This window comes from Enterobacter cloacae complex sp. AR_0002 (genome assembly GCF_001922365.1).
In the GTDB taxonomy this organism is placed as follows: Bacteria; Pseudomonadota; Gammaproteobacteria; order Enterobacterales; family Enterobacteriaceae; genus Enterobacter; species Enterobacter hormaechei_C.
In genome coordinates, this window is record NZ_CP018814.1 from 2,534,985 (window position 1) to 2,557,057 (window position 22,073).

The following is a 22,073-nucleotide window of genomic DNA, read 5'->3' on the forward strand; positions in this document are numbered from 1 at the left end:
GCCACCCGGCAAAGACCTCAGCGCTGAACCGTCAGCGCAGCAATATCTTTCGGCGTGGTCCGGCAACATCCCCCGATTAATTTAGCGCCAGCCGCCAGCCACTGCGGTAAATACCCCGCCAGCGTCTCGCACGCTTCACCGTGGTGATGCCAGGTTTTGCTCACCGCATCATAATGCTCGCCGGAATTCGGATAGACCACCAGCGGCAGCGATGTCAGGCTGTGCAGATGCGTCAGCGCCGAGGTGGTGTTTTCCAGCGCGATACAGTTGATCCCCAGCGCGACAACCTGCGGGTAGTTTTCCAGCGCAGAAACGACATCCCGCAGCGGCGTTCCGTCACTCAGGTGCTCGCTGTCACGCAGGGTAAATGAGAACCATGCCCGGGCGCGGGGATACGCCGTCAGCAACGCCGCCAGCGCCTTAATCTCAGTGAACGAAGGCAGCGTTTCACAGGCCAGCAAATCCGCGCCCGCATCCAATAGCGCCTCTACACGCGGGCGGTGGAAGGCGGTGAATTCTTCAGCGCTACGCACGTAATCGCCGCGATACTCGGAACCATCGGCCAGATACGCGCCGTAAGGGCCCACAGATCCCGCCACCAGCAGCGTGCCTGCATTTGCGTTCTCAGCCAGGTACGCTTCCCGCGCTTTGCGTGCCAGCTCTACGCTTTTGCCAATCAACGCCCGGGATTGCGACTCGTCCAGCCCGCGAGCGGCAAAGCCCGCGGGTGTCGCCTGATAGCTGGCGGTGATCGCCACCTGTGCCCCCGCGCGGTAGTAGTCGAGGTGTACGTCACGGATCAGCTCCGGGTTTTCCATCAGCACTTTAGCCGACCAGAGGCTGTCGGCAAGGTTACAACCGCGCGCTTCCAGCTCCGTTGCCATTGCCCCATCCAGCACGACAAACGGCTGGTTTTCAAGGAGAGCGGTAAGCGGATTATTCTGCGACATGTTCAGGCTCCTGCGTGGTCAGGTTTCGGGTCAGGTAGTACGCACCATAACACAGGGCGACAAACGGAAGCCCGCAATAAAGGGCAATACGCTGGCTGGGGTCAAACCACAGGCCGACGCAGGCCACCAGGCAGAGGATAAAGCCAAGCACGGGCACCAGCGGATACCATGGCGCGCGATACTGCAACGCCGAAAGCGGTTGCCCGGACTGCACGTGACGGCGACGAAACACAAAGTGCGACGCGCAGATGCTGATCCACACCGCCACCACCGCAAAGCCGGAGATAGCGGACAGCGCCACAAACACCGTATCCGGCGCGACCACGCTGGAGAACAGCGCCAGCATGCCGCCCAGCATGGAAACGGAGAGCGCCGTCAGCGGCACGCCGTTTTTGTTGACGCGGGCAAAGCAGCGCGGCAGCGTTTTCTCGTTAGACAGAGACCACAGCATACGGCCAGAGGCGTACAGGCCCGAGTTCGCCGCCGAGAGGATCGCCGTCAGGATCACGAAGTTAAAGATATCCGCCGCATACGGAATGCCGACCTTTTCAAACACCAGCACAAACGGACTTTTCTCCACGCCAGCCTGCTGCATCGGGATCAGCGCCGCCAGCACAAACACGGTGCCAATAAAGAAGATGATGAGCCGGGCGATGGTGGTGCGAATAGCAACCGGAATAACCTTGTGTGGGTTTTCCGTTTCCCCTGCCGCGATGCCGATAAGCTCTGTACCTGAGAAGGCAAAGTTGACCGCCACCATGGTCATCAGGATCGGCAGACCGCCGTGCGGGAACCAGCCTTCGGCAGTAATGTTGCTCAAGCCCGGCGCCGGTGAACCATCCTGCATCGGGATAAAACCGAAGATCGCCGCTCCGCCGAGAATAATGAAGGCGATGATGGTGATGACTTTCACCAGCGAGAACCAGAATTCCCCTTCGGCGAAGAAACGCGTGGAAATCACATTAAGAGCAAAAATCACCACGCAAAAGACGACGCACCACGTCCAGACGGGAACCTGCGGGAACCAGTACTGCATACAGAACCCGGCTGCGGTAAAGCTCGATCCCAGCGCCACTGTCCACGTAAGCCAGTACAGCCACGCCACGGTATACCCTGTCGCCGGGCCGAGATAACGAGCGGCGTAGACGTGGAACGCCCCGGTTTCCGGCATCGCCACGGAGAGCTCGCCCAGACACTGCATAACCAGCCAGACCACCAGCGCACCGATAAGATACGCCAGCAGCGTGCCCGCCGCGCCAGTTGTCGAAATGATGTATCCGGTATTGAAGAATAACCCTGTGCCGATAACGCCACCCAGCGAGAGCATAATCAGGTGGCGGGTTTTCATGGTGCGCTTAAGCTGCCCGTTTTGTTGTTCTGTTTGCATATTACCTTCTAAACGTATGGACATCTAAACATCCAAAGAAGGGTGTTATACCGCGATTGTTAACAAAAAGCCACCCGGCACGACTTCGGCGCAATTATTGGTAAATCCTTAAATCAGTTCTATAGTCGACACAGTTTCTTCTTCACCAGGACTCACTATGCGATTTAACGGACTTACCAAAGGTTTCTTTATTCTCATCCTGGCCCTTGTAACCTGGGCTTTCTTTGACGTGCTGTCACCCTATTTCTCGGCGATTCTGTGGGCCGCGATCCTGACCATCATTTTCAACCCGGTGAAAAACAAGCTGCGTACCGCGCTGGGCGATCGCAACGGGCTGGCTTCCCTCCTCACACTCGGCATTATCTGCCTGATCGTGTTTATTCCGTTGATGGTGATCCTTTCCTCGCTCGCGGTGGAACTGAACATGGTTTACACCAAGCTGCAACAGAACAACACGCAGTTCCCGGAAGTCATCGCCGGTATCTTCAACCGCCTGCCGGACTGGGCCAGCGGCTTCCTGGCGGATCACAACCTGACCAACGCCGCGCAGATCCAGAAAAAGCTTTCCGATGTCGCGTTACAGGGCGGACAGTATCTGGCGGGTAGCGCGTTCCTGATTGGTAAAGGGACGTTCGGCTTTGCTATTAGCTTCGGCATTATGCTGTACCTGCTGTTTTTCCTGCTCAAAGACGGGCCCTATCTGGTGCGCCAGATCCTCGACTCGCTGCCGCTGTCTGACTTCGTCAAACAGCACCTGTTCGCGAAGTTTGTCGGCGTCTCGCGAGCTACGGTAAAAGGTACGGCGGTCGTGGCGGTGGTTCAAGGTACGCTTGGCGGTATCGCCTTTGCCATCGTCGGTATTGACGGTAGCGTACTGTGGGGAGCGCTGATGGCGTTCCTCTCCCTGGTGCCCGCCGTCGGCTCGGCTATCGTCTGGGTTCCCGCCGCCATCTTCCTGTTTGCCACTCACCAGCTGTGGCAGGGTCTGTTCATTGTGGGCTTCTTTGTCATTATCGTCGGGCTGGTGGACAACCTTTTACGTCCGCTGCTGGTGGGCAAAGACACCAAAATGCCGGACTACCTGATACTGATCACCACGCTCGGCGGTATGGAGCTGTACGGCATTAACGGCTTTGTGATTGGGCCGCTGATTGCCGCCCTGTTTATCGCCTGCTGGAACCTCTTCTCCGGCCGCGACCACGCAGGCAACGCCGAGGAGCTGGACGCAGATTTTATCGAAGAAGGAAAAAATCCTCCGGATCTCTAACTAAACGCGTTTTGACAGGCGGCCCGGTGCCGCCTTTTTTTTCGCGATAAATCAGGGGTTTTCTATAATCTTTAATGAACGCTCTTCCACATTTGTCGTAGAAGGATCCAACAGGTGCGAATCGCCACGATCACAAACTGGGCTTATGGTGTCACGGTGTGCCTGACCATTGCCTCCGGTATCGTCATGCTGATGGCTTCCCATGCCGACAACGTAGAACGTCAGGCTGTTAAGCAACGACAAATTTTTGACCAGCTTACGGAAGAGATTGAAGCAGAAACCTGGATGCTCTCCGACTTAGCGCGCCTTTACGCCATCAAAAAAGAGCCCGATGTGCTGAAAACGTACCAGGCGAAAGAAGGCGAACTGAAGAATATCGAGCGCAAGCTGGGCCAGTTAAAAGATACGGGCGCAACGGGCGAAGAGCTGGCGCTGCTGTACGAAGGGCTGAAGATTGTCGATGACCTACAGGATGAACAGCAGGCAGCAATTGCCAGCGTCGCCCGGGGTGAGGAACAACAGGCCATTGCGTTACTCTTCGGCAAAATCTACGAACTTGAAATGGAACGCGCCCAAAGCAAGATTGACCATTTTCGTGTGCTTCTGGATAAGCGCATTATCGCCGATGTCCAGGCAGCGACCAACACGTCAAAAACCCTGCGTACCGCCTCTGAAATGATGGTCGGCCTGACCGCCCTGCTCTTCTTATTCGTGATGGGTTTTATTCTCAAGCACCGCGTGCTGCGCCCTGTGGTGCGCCTCAGTGATGTGGTTCACCGGCTGGCCTCACAGGATTACGCCGTCGAAACGCCAAATTTCAACCAGGTCGATGAGATAGGCGATATGGCGCAGGCTATTCGCATTTTCCGCGAGAACGGGCTGGCAAGGCAGCGGCTTGAAAAAGAACGCGACGCAGACTGGGCCATCCGCGAGCTGCTCGCGCGAATGACCCAGCGCTTGCAGGGCTGCGAGAACGTTAGCGACGTGATTGAGGTGGCAGAGCTGTTTGCTCCCAACATTGCGCCGGGTGTCGCCGGGCGTCTGTATATTCTGGATCGAAACCCGTGGGAGATGCGCTGTGCGGCGGAATGGTTATCTCCCCAGGGAGAAAAAAATGCTTTCCACCCCGATCAATGCTGGGCCATACGCCGTGGTCAGAGCCACCCACCGGTCAATGGCGAGCCGGATATCGGTTGCCAGCATCTGCCTGAATCACAAAAAGACAGTTCACTCTGCGTGCCGCTCATTGCGCAGGGGGAAGCCATTGGTTTGCTGTCGTTTCAGAACATCACGCCTGAAACGGCACCGTCCCGCGCCTATCTCGAATTAATGGCGGAAGCCCTGGGTCTGGCGCTGGCCAACCAGCGTCTGCGCGATGCCCTGCTGGAAAAAGCGCTATTCGACCCGCTCACCGGCTTGCGTAACCGCCACCACCTTGAAGATACCCTGCGCACTCAGATAGCTCAGGCGATGCGCAATGATGAACCGGTGAGCTGCATGATGATCGACATCGATCACTTCAAAAGCATTAACGATCGCTTCGGCCATGAGGCTGGCGATCATGTGATTAAGAGCGTGGCGACAATTGTTCAGCGTGCCGTGCACGATGCCGGCCTGGCCTTCCGCTTTGGTGGCGAAGAGTTTCTGGTGCTACTTACGGGTGCGGATGAGGAAGCGGCTCACGCCTGCGCAACGGAGATTTATAACGGCGTCCATACGCTGTCGCTACGTTATGGGCTTGCTGAGATTGGCCCGGTAGATGTGTCGATCGGGATCGCCAGTTACCCGCAGCACGCCCAAAGCGACGACCTGCTGCGCGCGGCAGACGTTGCGCTTTACCGGGCGAAAGAGCTGGGGCGCTCGCGGATCGTCAGTTTCAGTATGCTGGAGGCGGGTTAAGCGAAACTCAGTGCCAACGACGTCAGAGGTACGCGCACTCTCTTATTCCCTCACATTGAGGGTGCGTTATCATTCTTTGTACAAATAAATTCATCTTAACGATGCCACCATTGATAAAAAATGGGGGTGCGTAAATATATCAATAAATCAAAGCGATCATTTTTTAAACTCGGGTGGTTTATTACACTAAGTTTTTATGTTTTAAAAAACGTAAGCTTCAGCCAGCGGTCTGCAATCACGGGGCAAAATACAGCTATCATTTTGATTTTTATGATTTTAATCAAGTAGCGTTTGCAAAAAGGCGTGGCGTTCAACAAAATAGACAAACTTATAGGATAAATAACTTATAATTCTTATACTTCTGTTAAAAAGAGGAGGCCAATATGCGAATAATCCTAATGCTGTGCTGCTTTTTGGTACAAAGTTTAAGCTGGGCTGGCGAACTGCCAAAGCCTGTGGGCAAACCCATCTTAACCATTAACGGTAATATAGAAAATACGAACGAAAATGGAAATGCCGTTTTTGATATTGCCAGCCTTGAAAAACTGGGCATGGTGAGTTTCCAGACGACCTCTCCCTGGTATAATGGCCGCACGAAGTTTGAGGGTATCCCGATGCGCAAACTCATGGAGTATGTGGGTGCAAAGGGTTCTGTCCTGAATGTGATTGCACTCAATGATTACACTACCGTCATCCCTCTCAGCGACTTCCAGAAATACAACGCCATCCTGGCTTTAAAGGTCAATGGCGAATATATGCGCATCCGCGATAAAGGTCCGTCATTCATCGTCTACCCTTATGACAGTCTTCCTGAACTCAATAATCAGATTTATTACTCGCGATCGGCATGGCAGGTCAGCAAAATGAAGATTGAATAGTAGTTCAGGAGAACATAATGAACAGGATACTGGTTGGTATCATTTTTTCTCTTTTTATCACTACGGGATATATAGCATTTCTTGTTTACGATCGTCAGCAAGAGTTGCAAAAATTGACTCACTACACTGAGTCCTGGTCTGTAGCCCAACTGGTATCTGAATATTACCGATTTGAATCATGGATTGGACTGTACGCAACCGAGACTGATGACGTTACGGTAGACCAGGTTCGCATGCGCCTGGAAATCATGCTGAGCCAGAATGATTTATTGAAAGAGGGCGGCCTGGGTCGTTATATAAACAGCGAAAAAGCGCATCAGGCGCTCGCCTTACGCCTGGAAAATATACTGAACTATCTGGATGGTCATCTTGAGAAAATGAGCCGTTCAGAGTTAAAGTTCTATCTGAACAATATGCATTCACTGGATGCCCCGCTAAGCCAGCTTTCATCCACGGCTTTAACAAAAGATGTTAATACAATCAATGAAACCAACCTTAAAATACAGGTTCTGTATTATATTTACTCGGCACTTTCTCTGTTGCTGGTTATTTTAAGCTTCATACTGGGCTTTTTGATTATCTATCAAAATAAAAATATCCTGAAAGCCCATATGCAGGTGAAAACGCTGGCTGAAGAACTTCAGCTATCCAAAGAAACCCTGCAAATCCAGAATACAAAACTGGAATACGATGTTTATCATGACTCCCTTACCGGCATGAAAAACCGTCTTTTCTTTTGGGATGATCTCAATAAACTTAATCTACAGGCTGAGAAAAAACATATTTCGGTCACGGTGATGTTATTCGATTTAGACCGGTTCAAAGAGGTGAATGATACCTACGGTCATGATACCGGGGATTTACTGTTACGTGAGGTATCCACGCGCCTTAATGCTTTGGGCCGCTTTTCAGAGACATTTTATCGTTTGGGCGGCGACGAATTTGCGTTTCTCTCCAGTGGCTTAACCGAAACCGCAGCCGTCTCACGCGCGCGAGAAATCAGTGATAGCATCAGCAAGCCCTATACAATCAATAATCAACTCATAAAAATAGCCACCTGTGTAGGTATTGTTTTATCGGATAACGAACGACGTTCAGATTACCTTTATAAATTTGCCGATCTGGCGCTCTATGAAGCCAAGAAAGAAGGTTCTCAGCAAATCAAAGTATTCCGCCAGCGAATGCTACAGAAGTTGCAGGAAAGCAGAACCCTTGAAAATGATATGGCAAGAGCAATAGAGAATGATGAATTTGTTGTTTATTACCAGCCTATTGTGAATTCCGTCAGCAAGGAAATTTACGGCTATGAAGCGCTGATTCGCTGGATGCATCCTGTAAAGGGAGTGCTCTCCCCAGATAGCTTTATTTTCGCCGCTGAAAAAACAGGCATGATCAACGAGATAGGTAAAACCGTACTTAAACTGGCCTGTAGGGAAGCGGTCTCCTGGACTGTTCCGGCCAGGATCTCCGTCAACGTCTCGCCTGTTCAATTGGGCAGCAAATCATTTATTAATACGGTGCAGTCCGTTCTGGCTGAAACCGGGCTCCCGGCTAACCGTCTTGAGTTAGAGGTCACGGAGTCATCCCTCTTCAGTGACAGAAATAACCCCATTGCGATTCTGAAAAAACTCCGCGCACTGGGCGTAAGAATCTCCATTGATGATTTTGGCACGGGCTATTCGTCGCTCTCCAGACTCAGCGAACTGAATTTTGATAAAATCAAGATCGATAAATCTTTTGTCAATCCGATATCTACGCAGGAAGATGCGCTTAATATTGTGAAGCTGATTACCGGTATGGCTAAAAGCCTTAATATGGGCGTCATAGCTGAGGGCGTTGAGACCGAAGAGCAGCTTGAGCGGCTTCAGGCTCTGGGTTGCGAGCTTGTGCAGGGATATCTTTTCAGCAAACCACAGCCTCAGGTCGACAGCAAAATTAAGAGCGGCCAGGAATGATCCCCTCTCCTCAGCCCGATACCAACCGGGATCACATTTTTCACCCCTGGGTATTCACTGACAATAACCAGGTGTTATCATTCACCCCGTAAATACCTATCAACTCAAACCGAGGCTTTGATGCTGGAGAATGTAATCATCCGATAATCAGCTTCCCGACCTTTCCAGGCCGGACTGATTATCAATGCGCCGAAATCGTATGCGGACACCGCTGTGTGTTTGCACGTTTTGCACATGATGATTAAACAGGTTTTCCAGTATGAATTTATCCCGTCAGGAACAACGTACCTTACACGTTCTCGCCAAAGGTGGCCGTATTGTGCACGTCCGCGATACCTCCGGCCGCGTCACCGCCGTTGAATGCTATAGCCGCGAAGGGCTACTGCTGGCTGACTGCACGCTCGCCGTTTTCAAAAAGCTCAAAACCAAAAAGCTGATCAAATCCGTTAACGGTCAGCCCTACCGCATTAACACCACCGGGCTGAACAACGTTCGCGCTCAGCCTGATAATCGTTAAGGAGAGGATGATGGATATCCCACGTATTTTTACTGTTAGCGAAAGCGAACACCGCATTCATAACCCCTTTACACCAGAGAAGTACGCGACGCTGGGCCGCGTGTTACGCATGAAGCCAGGCACTCGCATTCTCGATCTCGGCAGCGGCTCGGGAGAGATGCTTTGTACCTGGGCTAGGGATCACGCCATTACCGGTATCGGTATCGATATGAGCCCGCTCTTCACCGCGCAGGCCACGCGGCGCGCAGAGGAACTCGGTGTCAGCGAACGCGTCCATTTCATTCATAACGACGCGGCCGGCTACGTCGCGAATGAAAAATGTGACGTGGCGGCCTGCGTTGGCGCAACCTGGATTGCGGGGGGCGTAGCCGGGACGATGGATCTGCTGGCAAAAAGCCTCAAGCCTGGGAGAATAATGCTCATCGGCGAACCGTACTGGCGTCAGGTACCCGCGACGGCAGAGATAGCTCAGGCCTGCGGCATCTCGTCGATTGCAGACTTTCTCACTCTGCCCGGTCTGGTTGCGTCTTTCGATCAACAGGGCTATGACCTGGTTGAAATGGTGCTGGCTGACCAGGAAGGCTGGGACAGGTACGAAGCCGCAAAATGGATGACCATGCGGCGCTGGCTGGAGGAAAACCCAGACGATGACTTCGCGCAGGAGGTTCGGGCGGAGCTGACGATAGCGCCTGAACGTCATGTGACGTACACGCGGGAGTACTTTGGCTGGGGAGTGTTTGCGTTAATGGCGCGATAACATAACGCTGGCGGTATAGCCTTTAGGGTTATGCCGCAGTTCAACAGACAGGGTTAAGCATTCAGCCAGAAAGTGCAGCATAGATGGGTTGAGTTGTTTGAAGTGGTCAACCAAAACTGGCCACGGCTTTAGAGTTTTTCCAGTATCGGTTTTCCGATTCGTTTGGGGGTAACCCACCGTTATAGTCATGCGGCCTTACCGACCTGTAATACCCGACGATATAGTCTGTGATCGCATGAGCTGCTTCGCTAAAGTTTATATAGCATGTCACTGGCACCCACTCGTTTTTCAGACTTCTGAAGAAGCGTTCCATCGGGCTGTTATCCCAGCAGTTTCCGCGTCGGCTCATACTTTGCCTGATCCGGTAACGCCACAATAACTGCCGGATCTGCCTGCTTGTGTAGTGGCTACCCTGGTCACTGGGGAACATCACTCCCGCTGGTTTACCTCGGGTTTCCCACGCCATTTCCAGCGCTTTGATGGTTAGCTTGCTGTCCGGTGAGAATGACATTGCCCAGCCTACCGGTTTCCTGGCGAACAAATCGAGAACAATGGCGAGGTAAGCCCAGCGCCTGCCTGTCCAGATATACGTCACATCGCCGCACCACACCTGATTAGGCTCTGTCACTGCGAACTGTCGCTCAAGGTGGTTTGGGATAGCAATGTGTTCATGGCCACCACGTTTATACCGGTGGGTGGGTTGCTGACAACTAACCAGTCCCAGTTCTTTCATGAGTCTGCCGGCAAGCCAGCGTCCCATTCTGAAACCTCTCAGGGTTGCCATAATGGCGATACTCCTCGCGCCAGCAGAGCCATGGCTAATGTTATGCAGCTCCAGAACCTGGCTACGTAATATAGCCCGCTTGCCGTCTGGCTTTTCGGGGCTTTTCACCCAGTATTTGTAGCTGCTGCGATGAACCCCGAACACCTGTCAGAGTGTGACCACAGGATACTGCGCTCTGAGTTTTTCGATTAACGAGAACTGTTCAGGGAGTCTGACATCAAAAGCGCGGTAGCCTTTTTTAATATGTCGTTTTCCATTTCAATGCGTTGTAGCTTTTTCTTTAGCTCACGTATTTCAATCTGTTCCGGGGTTATAGGGGAGGCTTTAGGTATTTTACCCTGTCGTTCATCCCGTAACTGCTTTACCCATCGCGTCATGGTAGAAAGCCCCACGTCCATAGCACTGGCCGCAGCTGCAACGGTGTAGTTCTGATCAAGGACCAGTTGAGCGGATTCGCGTTTAAACTCTGCGCTGAAATTTCTTTTTTCATTGGGACACCTGTATTGTTCTGAGATGAGCATATCACCTCTGTTCAGGTGGCCAAATTCAGTAAACCACTTCACACAGCGTTGCGCTGCATGGGGCTATTCTGGTGCTGAGCCTTTCGGTGGTTCAACTTCTGTTTGTTCTCAACCATCCTCAAGCGGATGTATGGAAACAATGGTCACAATGGAATATCAATGTACTGGTGACTTGAAGAAATAAGATTTGGGGGCAGAATGCCCCCTTATTCTTTGGGATAAGAAAATTCAGCAGTGACTAAATACGCCCCTGATTTAGCAGATTGGACGTCATACGCGAAGTTATACCGCTCTCCAGGTGTAAACTTAAATCCGAATACAGGAAGACACTCACCCTTCGGTACATAAACAGGCTTGTCATCAAAAATATTGTGAAGAGAGTCGCTATTATCACTGTTGATTTGGATAGCAGTGATCCGTTCCTGTGGCTCCAGTGGTGACACCACACAAACTTGATTATCTTTGATAAATGCCGTTGTAGATTCACGATCTACCATTCGATCACCAGGCCCAGGGCATCCCGTTAAGAGGAATACAACACCCAGCAACATTTTGTTTTTCATGTTTAACGCCCCTTCCCTGTTACGATTTTCTGGTAAAGCGAAGGGACATCCTGCAATTTGTCTACGCCCCTGTACATCCCCATGCGCCCTGGTCTCTGATAGTAAGACCACTTACTGATCCCATAAACCAGCAGTAACCAGTAATCAGCTAAAATAGAGGCTTGCTGCTCAAGAGAGTAATCAGTGAGCTTTTCTTTATCCAGCCTGTAGGTATATTCAGCAGCCCAGCTAAACGCACCCCGCATTCTCACCCATTGCCCGTGCTGGTGTTGCCACACATGCCCCAATTCATGGATGAAAACATATTTATCTTCAACGAAAACTGAGTTTGCGGAAAAGTCTTCCCTGTACATCTGTTTTCTGTACCACAACTCCCCGTTGGGAGTCATCGCGTAGTTCTGTTTCTGGAGGCCGAACGGTAAATAGCTGTCGCAATGAATCCAGACACGGCTATACACTATCGAATCACCGAACACTCTGCGAGCCATTGCAATCTCGCCTAAGGTCATCCGGCGTAATGTTCCTTCCTCTGCCTGTGCGCTCATAAACTGTCCTCCTTGTATGATTTATATCAGGGTATCCAGAGAGCAGGAAATGCGCAACTAACAGATTTTGGACAATAGAAGCCAATTAGCGGCGTGTTCGGTAGTTTAAAACATGTTGTTAGCCGCTCGCGCCAACTTGATTTCCTCTCGCTCTTCCTGCTTCTTAGCAAGCCAGGCTTTCCCCTCTGGTGTTGCCAGGAATTTACGGGCGTGAATCTTACGGTTGTTGCGCTTAGTGGCTGCTGTATTCGTGGCTTTTGACATGGTATCCCCTCCGCTGAATCTGCCAGCGTTCAACGTACAGCAGAGAGACAGTACAACGAAAGTTACAATGGTGCAGATAATAGATGATCATTACGTGCCGTGTTGGGCACATAAGAAAAGGCGGCGCATAGCGCTACCGCAGGGTGTAATCCCTTCGCAGGGAGGATAAAGCCTTAGCACGTTCTCTTATCAGGTGATCGTTATACTCCGGTGATCGAAACCGTGGCAGAGCCGGATTCTTTCCCGATCCGGTTAGTCTTCCCAACATTACGCCTGTTTATTCTCTGTGACCTTTCACAAGGTGTAGCATCATTGAGCGCCGCACGAAGCGCGGAACGTATCGCTAATGGTTCAAGTGATGTGTTTAGAGAGTCCGGCAACTCTTTCAGCTTCAAGGGATGGCAAAATTTCTAATGCTGTTCGGGCTTGAGCCTGGTAACTACCCGCCAGTACGTTGTACAATCCTTGAGCCGATACAACGGAAAGGCGTTTACCAAGTGTTATCAAGGATGATAATGAAAGATACAATCCTTTAGGTTTTTGACGATAAGTGATTGATTTTCTTAGATGGTGCCGATAATAGGAGTCGAACCTACGACCTTCGCATTACGAATGCGCTGCTCTACCAACTGAGCTATATCGGCCCTGAAAGGCCGGTTACGAGCGTAACCACGGGGCAAAAGAGTAGATCTAACCGGGTGATGCGTCAATGCCCTTTTGAATCAAACGGCTATTTTTGCATCACCCGCGATTATTTACGCACGAATGGTATCATCACCAAAGCCGATCCACTTGTAGGTGGTCAGCGCTTCCAGCCCCATCGGACCGCGGGCGTGCAGCTTCTGTGTGCTCACCGCCACCTCCGCGCCCAGACCAAACTGGCCGCCATCGGTAAAGCGCGTCGAGGCATTGACGTAAACCACAGACGAATCCACTTCATTCACAAACCGATCGGCATTGCGCAGGGTGCGCGTCAGGATCGCGTCAGAATGCTGGGTTCCGTGTTCACGAATGTGCGCAATAGCGTCATCGAGATCCGCAACTACCTTCACGTTCAGATCCAGCGACAAATACTCATCGTCGTACTGCTCCGCATTAACCGGAACGACCTTCGCCGGACCGTCTTTCAGCAGGGCGAAAGCGCTCTCGTCCGCATGCAGCGTGACGCCACTTTCCGCCATCTGCTTGCTCAGCGCTGGCAGGAAGGTACTGGCGATGCCCTGATGCACCAGCAGCGTTTCTACCGTATTACAGGTGCTTGGACGCTGGGTTTTAGCGTTGACGATAATCTTCAGCGCAGGTTCTACCTCCGCGGTGTCATCCACCACGATATGGCATACGCCAATACCACCGGTGATCACCGGAATGGTAGATTGCTCGCGGCACAGCTTGTGCAGGCCCGCACCGCCGCGTGGGATGAGCATGTCGATGTATTTGTCCATGCGCAGCATCTCGTTAACCAGAGCACGGTCGGGGCTTTCAATCGCCTGCACGGCACCCGCCGGTAAACCACACTCCTCCAGCGCCTGCTGGATGACGTTTACCGTCGCGGCGTTGGTGCGCCAGGTCTCTTTCCCGCCACGCAGGATCGCGGCGTTACCGGTCTTCAGGCACAGGGAGGCGACATCCACCGTCACGTTTGGACGCGCTTCGTAAATCACCCCAATGACGCCAAGCGGCACGCGACGACGTTCAAGGCGTAACCCGCTGTCGAGCACCCCACCGTCAATCACCTGCCCTACCGGGTCGGCGAGGTTGCACACCTGACGGACGTCGTCGGCAATACCTTTCAGACGCGCCGGGGTCAGCGCCAGACGGTCGAGCATCGCTTCGCTCAAGCCGTTGCGACGCGCTTCCAGCAGATCCTGCTCGTTGGCGAGCAAAATTTCCTGCGACTGAGATTCCAGATAATCAGCGATTTTTTCCAGCACGCGGTTTTTCTCGCGGCTGGAAAGGAGCGCCAGTTTATACGAGGCGGCTTTCGCGGCTGCGCCCATTTGTTCCAGCATGTTCTGGCTCCTTAACGAATAATCATGTCGTCACGATGCACGGCAACCGGGCCATATTCATAGCCCAGGATGGCGTCGATCTGCTGGGAATGGTGACCAGCAATCCGACGCAGCGCGTCGCTGTTATAACGACTTACGCCATGAGCGATGTCGCGACCTTCAAGGTTACGGATTCGGATCACTTCACCACGCGAGAAGTTGCCTGTCACGCTTTTAATTCCTTTTGGAAGTAACGAGCTTCCTCTTTCCAGAATAGCGGCGGTCGCGCCTTCATCCACGGTCAGTTCGCCAGCCGGGGGCGCGCCAAAGATCCAGCGTTTGCGGTTTTCCAGCGGGGACGCCTGGGCGTGGAAGCGAGTGCCTACAGAGATGCCTTCCATCACATCACCTATCACGCCCGGACGGCTGCCCGCGGCGATGATGGTGTCGATGCCGGCCCGGCACGCCACGTCCGCGGCCTGGAGCTTGGTGCCCATACCGCCGGTCCCCAGACCAGAAACGCTGTCACCCGCGATGGCGCGCAGCGCATCGTCAATGCCGTGAACGTCTTTGATCAGTTCAGCCTGTGGATTAGAGCGCGGATCAGCGGTAAACAGCCCCTGCTGATCGGTCAGAAGCAGCAGCTTATCGGCCCCTGCCAGGATCGCCGCCAGCGCAGAGAGGTTATCGTTGTCGCCCACTTTGATTTCAGCGGTGGCAACAGCGTCGTTTTCGTTAATGACCGGAACGATATGGTTATCCAGCAGCGCGCGCAGCGTATCGCGGGCATTCAGGAAACGTTCTCTGTCTTCCATATCCGCACGCGTCAGCAGCATCTGCCCGACGTGAATGCCGTAGATGGAGAACAGTTGTTCCCAGAGCTGTATGAGTCGGCTTTGTCCCACGGCGGCCAGCAGCTGTTTGGAAGCGATCGTCGCGGGGAGTTCGGGGTAGCCCAGGTGTTCACGCCCGGCGGCAATCGCCCCGGATGTCACAATTACAATACGATGCCCTGCGGCATGCAACTGAGCGCACTGACGTACAAGCTCAACGATATGGGCACGATTCAGGCGGCGCGATCCGCCTGTTAACACACTGGTACCGAGTTTTACCACCAGCGTCTGGCTGTCACTCATGATTCTCTGCCGTTCAACAATAAGGGAAAATGATGTCAGTCAGACGTTTTAACAGGTGTCAGCCCCGTTGCCAACTGCCTTAGCGCATGACCCGTCACTTTGTTGCGCGGGATCAGGAAGCGTAGCGGCAGATTTTGACAATTTTATTACCGAAAAATTAAAACATACTTTTTTAGACATATTCTTACTTTGTCATAAAACTTTCACCCACGAACGATAAAACCCTTCCTGTTTTTCACGGGGTAATAAGCCGAATCTTATTACTCAGCGAATATTAGCGCGTTTTTATAAAATCAGGATTGAAAATGAAAAAGAGCACTCTGGCATTAGTGGTAATGGGCGTAGTTGCTTCCGCATCTGTTCAGGCAGCAGAAGTTTATAATAAAAACGGGAATAAACTGGACGTGTACGGCAAAGTAAAAGCAATGCACTACATCAGTGATGATGACGCTAAGGATGGTGACCAGACTTATGTTCGTTTCGGCTTTAAGGGTGAAACGCAGATTAACGATCAGCTGACGGGCTACGGACGTTGGGAAGCTGAGTTCGCGGGTAACAAAGCTGAAAGCGACTCTTCTCAAAAAACACGTCTGGCATTTGCCGGGCTGAAACTGAAAGACTTCGGCTCACTGGATTATGGCCGTAACCTGGGCGCGCTGTATGACGTCGCCGCATACACCGATATGTTCCCGGAGTTCGGCGGTGACGGCCTGGCACAGACCGATAACTTCATGACGAAACGCGCCTCCGGTCTGGCCACATACCGTAATACCGATTTCTTTGGCCTGGTTGACGGCCTGAATATGACCCTGCAATACCAGGGCAAAAATGAAAACCGCGACGTGAAGAAGCAAAACGGTGACGGCTTCGGTACCTCCCTGAGCTATGACTTCGGCGGCAGCGATTTTTCTGTGATTGGTGCGTATGCCAGCTCCGACCGCACCAACGAGCAAAACCTTCAGGCACGCGGCGAAGGTAAAAAAGCAGAAGGCTGGGCAACCGGTTTGAAATATGATGCCAATGATATTTATCTGGCCACTATCTATTCCGAAACCCGCAATATGGCCCCTATTTCCGGTGGCTTTGCAAATAAAGCGCAAAACTTCGAAGTAGTCGCGCAATATCAGTTTGACTTTGGTCTGCGTCCATCTCTGGGTTACGTGCAGTCTAAAGGCAAAGATATCGAAGGTATCGGCGATGAAGATATCGTGAAATACATCGACGTAGGTGCGACATATTATTTCAACAAAAATATGTCTGCGTTTGTTGATTATAAGATCAACCAGATTGATGACGATAATAAACTGGGCGTAAGCAGCGATGATATCGTTGCGCTGGGCATGACCTACCAGTTCTGATGTTGTGGTAATAAATAAACCGGCGCTGAGCCGGTTTTTTTGTGCCCGGTGACGCTGTGCTTACCGGGCGTACGGGATAGTACATTTTTCAGACCGAGTAAGGCGTAGCCGCCACCCGGCGCTGGGACATCATCAGGCTCTCAGTTTCACCGCTTCGCTGGAAAAATCGTCCGCAGGCTCCAGCTTCAGATCCAATGTTGCCAGCAGGTCGCGAGCTCTGCCGTGAAATTCTTTTAGCGTATGCTCCAGGCGATCGATCACTTCCTGATCTTTGATGCTCGTCGCCTGCCAGTGCCCGTCTTTATTAAACAGGCCAAACTGATAGGTATAGGTAAAACGGTTTTCCTGTGCTTCCATTTCCATCCACCAGCCCCAGAACTCACGTTTTTCGGGTGCAGGCTTCACGTTGACGCAAACAGCCAGGCAGTCGAAAAAAAAGCGATTCTCTTCACACTGCTCTTCTCGAATATACGGGCCAAGAGCCATGAACTTCTTAATCAGTCTACTTTTCGGGTGTCCACTCGGTAACGTCATTGCGATCTCCTTTTGTGAAGCACTGTTTTACCAAACCAACGAAATTTAGCAAACTATTAACACAATCTCTGCGTGATCCAGCGTGTGATCTCTTTCAGCGCTTTGTCAAAATTCTGGTACACCGGGCTGAAGGGCACCTCCAGCAATTTACCATCAGAAGATGACGACGTGATTAAGCGTGACTCCTCTTCCGGGCTAAACGGATCGTTCTTCCAGAAACCGGACATCATCGGGGTTGGGCAGCGGCGGCCGAGTAAGCCCTGCGTTTTTAATGAATAACGATTAAGTTCAATGCGCAACGCTTCGTCTGAAGCATCATGCATGCCAAGTCGGCTCGCCAGTACGTCCAGATACATCTCAGGAACGCTACCCTGACGCGCAGGATCGCTTAACAGAGCATGCACCACCGGACCAAGACAGGCGACGGCCTTCAGGCGTGAAGATTCAAGGTAGGCAAGCCGTACCGCGACGTTAGCGCCGAAGCGGAAGCCAAACGCGCCAACCCGGGTGTGATCAACCCAGGGGATATTCTCCAGCGCTTTTAATGCATGCTGGTGCAGCAGGCTGGAGTCTTGCGTAAGTTTCCATTTGGATGAAAAACCAATGGAAGGCATATCAAGCGTCAGCATGGCGATTCCGTTTGGGGCAAAGTAGCGCTCATACAGGCTGTAATAGTCAATTTGTAACGAGTCCAGTCCACCGCACATCAGAACCGTCGGGAACGGCCCTTCCCCCTCCGGCATATGCAGGAATCCGGTCACCGGGCTGCCGCCGGGAATGGCGAACTCAATTTCACGCATCCGGCCAGGCAACCGCTGCGCAGCCTCTTCATAAGCCCGGTTTGCCAGCGCCTGCGCCTGCTCTGCCAGTTCGTCGCCTTTAAGATGCGGATATGCAGCGATGCTGTAAAGGTTTGCCGCATGCAGCCAGTGCTTGCCGCTGAGAGTGGCATCTTCTTCCTGGCTCGCTTTTTGCTGCCAGAGCATGGCCTGCTTTGACCATTCGTAGATCCAGTTTCCACCACGGTAGCCCACTACCGTATCGTAGAGATCGCTGTCGGTACGCTCGGACTCGCTCATCACGATACGCGCCTGCACGTCGAGGATTTCACGCGGATCGATGCCGCGCCAGATCCACATCAGGCGGTTAATCATTCGATACCAGTGGGGCACGTTTTTACCGTCTAACGCTGACTGAACGGCAGGCATTGTCCCCGGATTAAACCGACGCACCAGCGTCGACGTTTCAGGGTGCTTGAAACGGGGTTTGAAGAGAGTTTCGGTGAGATTCGCCTGCGTCATTGCGTTGCCTCCATGGATACGTCATATGAAGACCATTGTAACGCGTGGCAGGGTAAAAAGAACAACGCCCGGCATAACCGGGCGTGTAAAGTTACGTACTGAAATTAACGGCCAGAGATAGGCGGTACGAAGACCACGCCCATATCCCATGGCTGTTCAATCCAGGTATCCTGCGGGATATCAATGACGTAATCATCAACCAGTGGGCGACCCGCTGGTTTCGCGAAGATAGTGACGAAGTGCGCTTTTGGATACATTTCGCGGATAGCCACCGCAGTACCGCCGGTATCCACCAGATCGTCGATAACGATAAAGCCTTCACCGTCGCCTTCCGCGCGTTTCAGCACTTTCAGTTCGCGCTGGTTGTCGTGATCGTAGCTGGAGATACATACGGTATCGACATGACGAATACCCAGCTCACGTGCCAGCAGCGCCCCCGGTACCAGACCGCCACGGCTGACGGCAATAATGCCTTTCCACTGTTCGGAAGGCATCAGACGCGCAGCCAGTTTGCGTGCGTGAATCTGCAACATGTCCCAGGTGACGACGTATTTTTCGCTCATGTGAAGTGTCCCAGCCTGTTTATATACGGCTTAAAAAAAATGAGGGTGAACCAGGTTGCGCGAGATTATAGAGATCTGACGCACTAAAAACCAGTGTTACGCGCCATGAGCCTGAGTTTTTACATGCTTAATGCTACCAGCCACGGGAGAAAGTGGTATTCTCAGTTGCATCTCGCAAGCCTGGCTTGTGGTAACGATTAACCTGCTAACCCTGTGACCTGCAACATTGTTTTGCAGCGCAACGACAAGGAGACCTATCGTGTCTGAACTGTCTCAATTATCTCCACAGCCGCTGTGGGATATTTTTGCCAAAATCTGCTCCATTCCGCACCCTTCCTATCACGAAGAACAGCTTGCCGAACATATTATGGGCTGGGCAAAGGAAAAAGGTCTGCACGCTGAACGCGACCAGGTTGGCAATATTCTTATCCGCAAACCTGCCACCGCAGGTATGGAAAACCGTAAGCCAGTGGTATTGCAGGCGCACCTGGACATGGTTCCGCAGAAAAACAACGACACCGTTCACGACTTCACAAAAGACCCGATTCAGCCGTACATCGACGGCGAGTGGGTGAAGGCGCGGGGCACGACCCTGGGCGCAGATAACGGCATTGGTATGGCTTCCGCGCTGGCCGTGCTGGCTGACGACAGCGTTGAACACGGTCCGCTGGAAGTGCTGCTGACCATGACTGAAGAAGCGGGCATGGATGGCGCGTTCGGTCTCCAGGCAAACTGGCTGCAAGCGGACATTCTGATCAACACCGACTCCGAAGAAGAAGGTGAGATCTACATGGGCTGCGCGGGCGGGATCGATTTTATCTCTACCCTGCCGCTGTCCCGCGAAGCGATCCCTGCCGGATTCGAGACCTTTAAGCTGACGCTGAAAGGGCTGAAAGGCGGTCACTCCGGCGGTGATATTCACCTGGGCCTGGGCAACGCCAACAAACTGCTGGCGCGTTTCCTGGCGGGCCATGCCGCTGAACTGGATCTGCGTCTGGTGGACTTCAACGGCGGTACTCTGCGTAACGCGATCCCTCGCGAAGCCTTCGCTACCTTGGCAGTGCCTGCGTCGAAAGCGGACGAACTGAAAAAACTCTCAAGCGTGTATCTGGAGATCCTGAAAAACGAACTGTCTGCAAAAGAGAAAAACCTGACGGTGGTGCTGGAGTCCGTTACGACGGATAAAGCCGCGCTGACCGCACAGTCTCGTGACACGTTTGTCCAGCTGCTGAACGCAACGCCAAACGGCGTTATTCGCAACTCTGACGTGGCGAAAGGCGTGGTGGAAACCTCCCTGAACGTGGGCGTGGTGACCATGGGTGACGACAGCGCAGAGATCATCTGCCTGATCCGTTCCCTGATCGACAGCGGAAAAGAGTACGTTGTGAGCATGCTGGAATCTCTGGGTACCCTGGCGGGCGCGAAAACGTCTGCAAAAGGCAGCTACCCGGGCTGGCAGCCGGATGCAAGTTCTCCGGTCATGGCACTGGTGCGTGAAACTTATCAGCGACTGTTCAACAGCACCCCGAACATTCAGGTTATTCACGCGGGTCTGGAGTGTGGTCTGTTCAAGAAACCGTATCCGGATATGGACATGGTCTCCATTGGGCCGACCATCACGGGTCCACACTCCCCGGATGAACAGGTTCATATTGAAAGCGTCGGTCACTACTGGACGCTGCTGACTGAGCTGCTGAAAGCAATCCCTGCGAAGTAATTCGTCGTCTGTTGCCCGGTGGCGCTACGCTTACCGGGCCTACAATTAGCGTAATCTACAGCCCCAACACCAGCTGACGCTCCAGCTGCGGATCCAGCAAGGTGACGTGCAGCCCCACCAGCCTCACCCCTCGCCCGCCCCGCCGTTCTTCCCATGCCTTTTTTGCCGTCGCGATAAGATCCTCTTTGTTGAGGCGTGGCCAGACGTGTTCCTGCGTCGTCTGCTGAAAATCGTTAAATTTCAGTTTGATGCCCTGCCGGGCAATAAGCAGATCCGGTTTGACCTTCAGTAAGCGTCGTTCAAGTTCAGGATAGAGTTGTTCCGTAATAATGGTTTCACATTCGGTCCAGTCATGGATATCTTCGCTCAGCGTGCGTTCAACGCCGACCGATTTACGCAGCCGTTCGTTGTTCACATCCCGGTCATCAATGCCCTGACTGCGTTCCCACAGTACGCGGCCAAACTTGCCAAAACGCTTAAGCAGCAGCGCCAGATCGCTGCGCTGAACGTCTTCGCAGGTGCGTAGCCCCATACTTTCCAGCTTCGCGGCGGAGACTTTGCCCACTCCGGGGATTTTGCTGAGCGGCAGCGTCTTTAAAAACGCCGAAACCTCTTCCGGAGTGATAACGTACTGGCCGTTGGGCTTATTTAAATCGGAGGCGATTTTGGCGAGAAATTTGACCGGCGCGACACCCGCCGATGCCGTCAGGTTCAGCTCGTTAAAAATAGTCTGGCGGATCTCCTGCGCCATCAGGGTGGCGGAGCCGTGGCAGTGCAAGCTGTGGGTGACATCAAGATAGGCTTCATCCAGCGATAACGGTTCGATAAGTGAAGTGTAGCGGGAAAAGATCTCCCGAATGTGGCTCGATGCTTCTTTATAGGCATCAAAACGTCCGGGCAAAAGAGTGAGATGCGGGCACAGTTTCAGCGCCATCGCTGTCGGCATGGCGCTGCGCACGCCGTATTTGCGAGCAGGATAGTTGGCGGTGCTGATGACACCGCGCTGTACCCGGCTGCCGCCAATGGCAATGGGAATATCCCGCAGCGCCGGGTTGTCACGCATCTCCACTGCGGCAAAAAAGCAGTCCATATCGACATGGATTATTTTGCGCATAGTAAGCCCTCACTCGTTACTGGATAAGTATACAGTAAACAAATGAGGGTTGAGAAGTGTGCATGGGAATTGTCG

Annotated in this window: 20 protein-coding genes, 1 tRNA gene and 1 pseudogene; 9 read left to right on the plus strand and 13 right to left on the minus strand. The window is 52.7% G+C overall.

Annotated features, from left to right (window positions below; translation table 11 throughout):
• Positions 1-17: 17 nt before the first annotated feature.
• Complete coding sequence (gene mmuM / locus AM329_RS12555) at positions 18-950, minus strand: homocysteine S-methyltransferase (protein WP_022650442.1); 933 nt, start codon at positions 948-950, stop codon at positions 18-20.
• Complete coding sequence (gene mmuP / locus AM329_RS12560; RefSeq protein WP_032608618.1) at positions 937-2,337, minus strand: S-methylmethionine permease; 1,401 nt, start codon at positions 2,335-2,337, stop codon at positions 937-939. Before mmuP ends, mmuM begins: the two co-directional genes overlap by 14 nt.
• Before the next feature lie 157 nt (positions 2,338-2,494).
• Between mmuP and AM329_RS12565 the strand changes: the two genes are divergently transcribed.
• The 6 genes from AM329_RS12565 to AM329_RS12595 all read left to right on the plus strand — a co-directional run bounded on the left by AM329_RS12565 (position 2,495) and on the right by AM329_RS12595 (position 9,610).
• Positions 2,495-3,604: an AI-2E family transporter gene (locus tag AM329_RS12565; RefSeq protein ID WP_003863175.1), complete on the plus strand. Its 1,110-nt coding sequence runs from the start codon at positions 2,495-2,497 to the stop codon at positions 3,602-3,604.
• A gap of 114 nt (positions 3,605-3,718) precedes the next feature.
• Positions 3,719-5,503, plus strand: coding sequence for a diguanylate cyclase (locus AM329_RS12570; RefSeq protein WP_032608617.1), 1,785 nt, complete (start codon positions 3,719-3,721; stop codon positions 5,501-5,503).
• Between the two features lie 383 nt (positions 5,504-5,886).
• Complete coding sequence (locus tag AM329_RS12575; RefSeq protein WP_032608616.1) at positions 5,887-6,381, plus strand: molybdopterin-dependent oxidoreductase; 495 nt, start codon at positions 5,887-5,889, stop codon at positions 6,379-6,381.
• A gap of 17 nt (positions 6,382-6,398) precedes the next feature.
• Positions 6,399-8,336: a bifunctional diguanylate cyclase/phosphodiesterase gene (locus AM329_RS12580; protein ID WP_032608614.1), complete on the plus strand. Its 1,938-nt coding sequence runs from the start codon at positions 6,399-6,401 to the stop codon at positions 8,334-8,336.
• 259 nt (positions 8,337-8,595) lie between these two features.
• Positions 8,596-8,853, plus strand: coding sequence for a YjhX family toxin (locus AM329_RS12590; RefSeq protein ID WP_003863178.1), 258 nt, complete (start codon positions 8,596-8,598; stop codon positions 8,851-8,853).
• 10 nt (positions 8,854-8,863) lie between these two features.
• Positions 8,864-9,610 (plus strand): cyclopropane-fatty-acyl-phospholipid synthase family protein, encoded by a 747-nt coding sequence (locus AM329_RS12595; protein ID WP_032608613.1) that lies wholly within the window; start codon positions 8,864-8,866, stop codon positions 9,608-9,610.
• A 106-nt stretch (positions 9,611-9,716) separates the two neighbouring features.
• Here the strand turns inward: AM329_RS12595 and AM329_RS12600 are convergent.
• Positions 9,717-10,915, minus strand: a pseudogene (locus AM329_RS12600) (IS3 family transposase).
• On the opposite strand from AM329_RS12600, the gene yecR reads away from it, so the two are divergent.
• The gene (gene yecR / locus AM329_RS12610; protein WP_071785715.1) at positions 10,908-11,099 is read left to right on the plus strand and encodes a YecR family lipoprotein; all 192 of its coding nucleotides are present in this window, start codon (positions 10,908-10,910) and stop codon (positions 11,097-11,099) included. The pseudogene AM329_RS12600 and the gene yecR sit on opposite strands and share 8 nt — an antisense overlap.
• A 22-nt stretch (positions 11,100-11,121) precedes the next feature.
• On the opposite strand, the gene AM329_RS12615 is transcribed toward yecR, so the two are convergent.
• From AM329_RS12615 to proB, 6 genes are all read right to left on the minus strand, one after another.
• Positions 11,122-11,478 (minus strand): putative T6SS immunity periplasmic lipoprotein, encoded by a 357-nt coding sequence (locus AM329_RS12615; protein WP_032608610.1) that lies wholly within the window; start codon positions 11,476-11,478, stop codon positions 11,122-11,124.
• Between the two features lie 2 nt (positions 11,479-11,480).
• On the minus strand, positions 11,481-12,023 hold the full coding sequence (locus AM329_RS12620) for a type IV secretion protein Rhs (RefSeq protein WP_032608608.1): 543 nt from the start codon (positions 12,021-12,023) through the stop codon (positions 11,481-11,483).
• Between the two features lie 105 nt (positions 12,024-12,128).
• Positions 12,129-12,287: a hypothetical protein gene (locus tag AM329_RS25895; protein WP_023315491.1), complete on the minus strand. Its 159-nt coding sequence runs from the start codon at positions 12,285-12,287 to the stop codon at positions 12,129-12,131.
• Positions 12,288-12,855: 568 nt separating this feature from the next.
• A tRNA-Thr gene (locus AM329_RS12630) sits at positions 12,856-12,931 on the minus strand.
• Between the two features lie 111 nt (positions 12,932-13,042).
• Positions 13,043-14,296: a glutamate-5-semialdehyde dehydrogenase gene (proA, locus tag AM329_RS12635; RefSeq protein WP_032608607.1), complete on the minus strand. Its 1,254-nt coding sequence runs from the start codon at positions 14,294-14,296 to the stop codon at positions 13,043-13,045.
• 11 nt (positions 14,297-14,307) lie between these two features.
• Positions 14,308-15,411 (minus strand): glutamate 5-kinase, encoded by a 1,104-nt coding sequence (gene proB / locus AM329_RS12640; protein ID WP_015571369.1) that lies wholly within the window; start codon positions 15,409-15,411, stop codon positions 14,308-14,310.
• A 305-nt stretch (positions 15,412-15,716) separates the two neighbouring features.
• On the opposite strand from proB, the gene phoE reads away from it, so the two are divergent.
• Positions 15,717-16,769: a phosphoporin PhoE gene (gene phoE, locus AM329_RS12645; protein WP_003863199.1), complete on the plus strand. Its 1,053-nt coding sequence runs from the start codon at positions 15,717-15,719 to the stop codon at positions 16,767-16,769.
• A 132-nt stretch (positions 16,770-16,901) separates the two neighbouring features.
• On the opposite strand, the gene crl is transcribed toward phoE, so the two are convergent.
• The 3 genes from crl to gpt all read right to left on the minus strand — a co-directional run bounded on the left by crl (position 16,902) and on the right by gpt (position 19,167).
• Positions 16,902-17,303 carry a sigma factor-binding protein Crl gene (gene crl / locus AM329_RS12650; protein ID WP_003863201.1) on the minus strand — a complete coding sequence of 134 codons (402 nt, stop codon included), beginning with the start codon at positions 17,301-17,303 and terminating at the stop codon, positions 16,902-16,904.
• 56 nt (positions 17,304-17,359) lie between these two features.
• Positions 17,360-18,604 (minus strand): esterase FrsA, encoded by a 1,245-nt coding sequence (gene frsA, locus AM329_RS12655; protein ID WP_023295967.1) that lies wholly within the window; start codon positions 18,602-18,604, stop codon positions 17,360-17,362.
• Positions 18,605-18,708: 104 nt separating this feature from the next.
• Positions 18,709-19,167 carry a xanthine phosphoribosyltransferase gene (gpt, locus tag AM329_RS12660; RefSeq protein WP_003863205.1) on the minus strand — a complete coding sequence of 153 codons (459 nt, stop codon included), beginning with the start codon at positions 19,165-19,167 and terminating at the stop codon, positions 18,709-18,711.
• Positions 19,168-19,426: 259 nt separating this feature from the next.
• Here gpt and pepD point away from each other — a divergent pair, with 259 nt between their 5' ends.
• Positions 19,427-20,884 (plus strand): cytosol nonspecific dipeptidase, encoded by a 1,458-nt coding sequence (gene pepD / locus AM329_RS12665; RefSeq protein WP_003863206.1) that lies wholly within the window; start codon positions 19,427-19,429, stop codon positions 20,882-20,884.
• 55 nt (positions 20,885-20,939) lie between these two features.
• Here the strand turns inward: pepD and dinB are convergent, their stop codons facing one another.
• Positions 20,940-21,998: a DNA polymerase IV gene (dinB, locus tag AM329_RS12670; protein WP_032608604.1), complete on the minus strand. Its 1,059-nt coding sequence runs from the start codon at positions 21,996-21,998 to the stop codon at positions 20,940-20,942.
• Positions 21,999-22,073 lie beyond the last annotated feature (75 nt).

What these genes read in the sequence shown, in the direction of transcription:
- crl (WP_003863201.1), bottom strand. Translation starts at nt 17,303, where the DNA reads ATGACGTTACCGAGTGGACACCCGAAAAGTAGACTGATTAAGAAGTTC.
- proB (WP_015571369.1), bottom strand. Translation starts at nt 15,411, where the DNA reads ATGAGTGACAGCCAGACGCTGGTGGTAAAACTCGGTACCAGTGTGTTA.
- AM329_RS25895 (WP_023315491.1), bottom strand. Translation starts at nt 12,287, where the DNA reads ATGTCAAAAGCCACGAATACAGCAGCCACTAAGCGCAACAACCGTAAG.
- AM329_RS12595 (WP_032608613.1), top strand. Translation starts at nt 8,864, where the DNA reads ATGGATATCCCACGTATTTTTACTGTTAGCGAAAGCGAACACCGCATT.
- AM329_RS12590 (WP_003863178.1), top strand. Translation starts at nt 8,596, where the DNA reads ATGAATTTATCCCGTCAGGAACAACGTACCTTACACGTTCTCGCCAAA.
- yecR (WP_071785715.1), top strand. Translation starts at nt 10,908, where the DNA reads ATGAGCATATCACCTCTGTTCAGGTGGCCAAATTCAGTAAACCACTTC.
- dinB (WP_032608604.1), bottom strand. Translation starts at nt 21,998, where the DNA reads ATGCGCAAAATAATCCATGTCGATATGGACTGCTTTTTTGCCGCAGTG.
- AM329_RS12565 (WP_003863175.1), top strand. Translation starts at nt 2,495, where the DNA reads ATGCGATTTAACGGACTTACCAAAGGTTTCTTTATTCTCATCCTGGCC.
- AM329_RS12620 (WP_032608608.1), bottom strand. Translation starts at nt 12,023, where the DNA reads ATGAGCGCACAGGCAGAGGAAGGAACATTACGCCGGATGACCTTAGGC.
- phoE (WP_003863199.1), top strand. Translation starts at nt 15,717, where the DNA reads ATGAAAAAGAGCACTCTGGCATTAGTGGTAATGGGCGTAGTTGCTTCC.
- AM329_RS12615 (WP_032608610.1), bottom strand. Translation starts at nt 11,478, where the DNA reads ATGAAAAACAAAATGTTGCTGGGTGTTGTATTCCTCTTAACGGGATGC.
- AM329_RS12580 (WP_032608614.1), top strand. Translation starts at nt 6,399, where the DNA reads ATGAACAGGATACTGGTTGGTATCATTTTTTCTCTTTTTATCACTACG.
- mmuM (WP_022650442.1), bottom strand. Translation starts at nt 950, where the DNA reads ATGTCGCAGAATAATCCGCTTACCGCTCTCCTTGAAAACCAGCCGTTT.
- proA (WP_032608607.1), bottom strand. Translation starts at nt 14,296, where the DNA reads ATGCTGGAACAAATGGGCGCAGCCGCGAAAGCCGCCTCGTATAAACTG.
- frsA (WP_023295967.1), bottom strand. Translation starts at nt 18,604, where the DNA reads ATGACGCAGGCGAATCTCACCGAAACTCTCTTCAAACCCCGTTTCAAG.
- gpt (WP_003863205.1), bottom strand. Translation starts at nt 19,167, where the DNA reads ATGAGCGAAAAATACGTCGTCACCTGGGACATGTTGCAGATTCACGCA.
- AM329_RS12575 (WP_032608616.1), top strand. Translation starts at nt 5,887, where the DNA reads ATGCGAATAATCCTAATGCTGTGCTGCTTTTTGGTACAAAGTTTAAGC.
- mmuP (WP_032608618.1), bottom strand. Translation starts at nt 2,337, where the DNA reads ATGCAAACAGAACAACAAAACGGGCAGCTTAAGCGCACCATGAAAACC.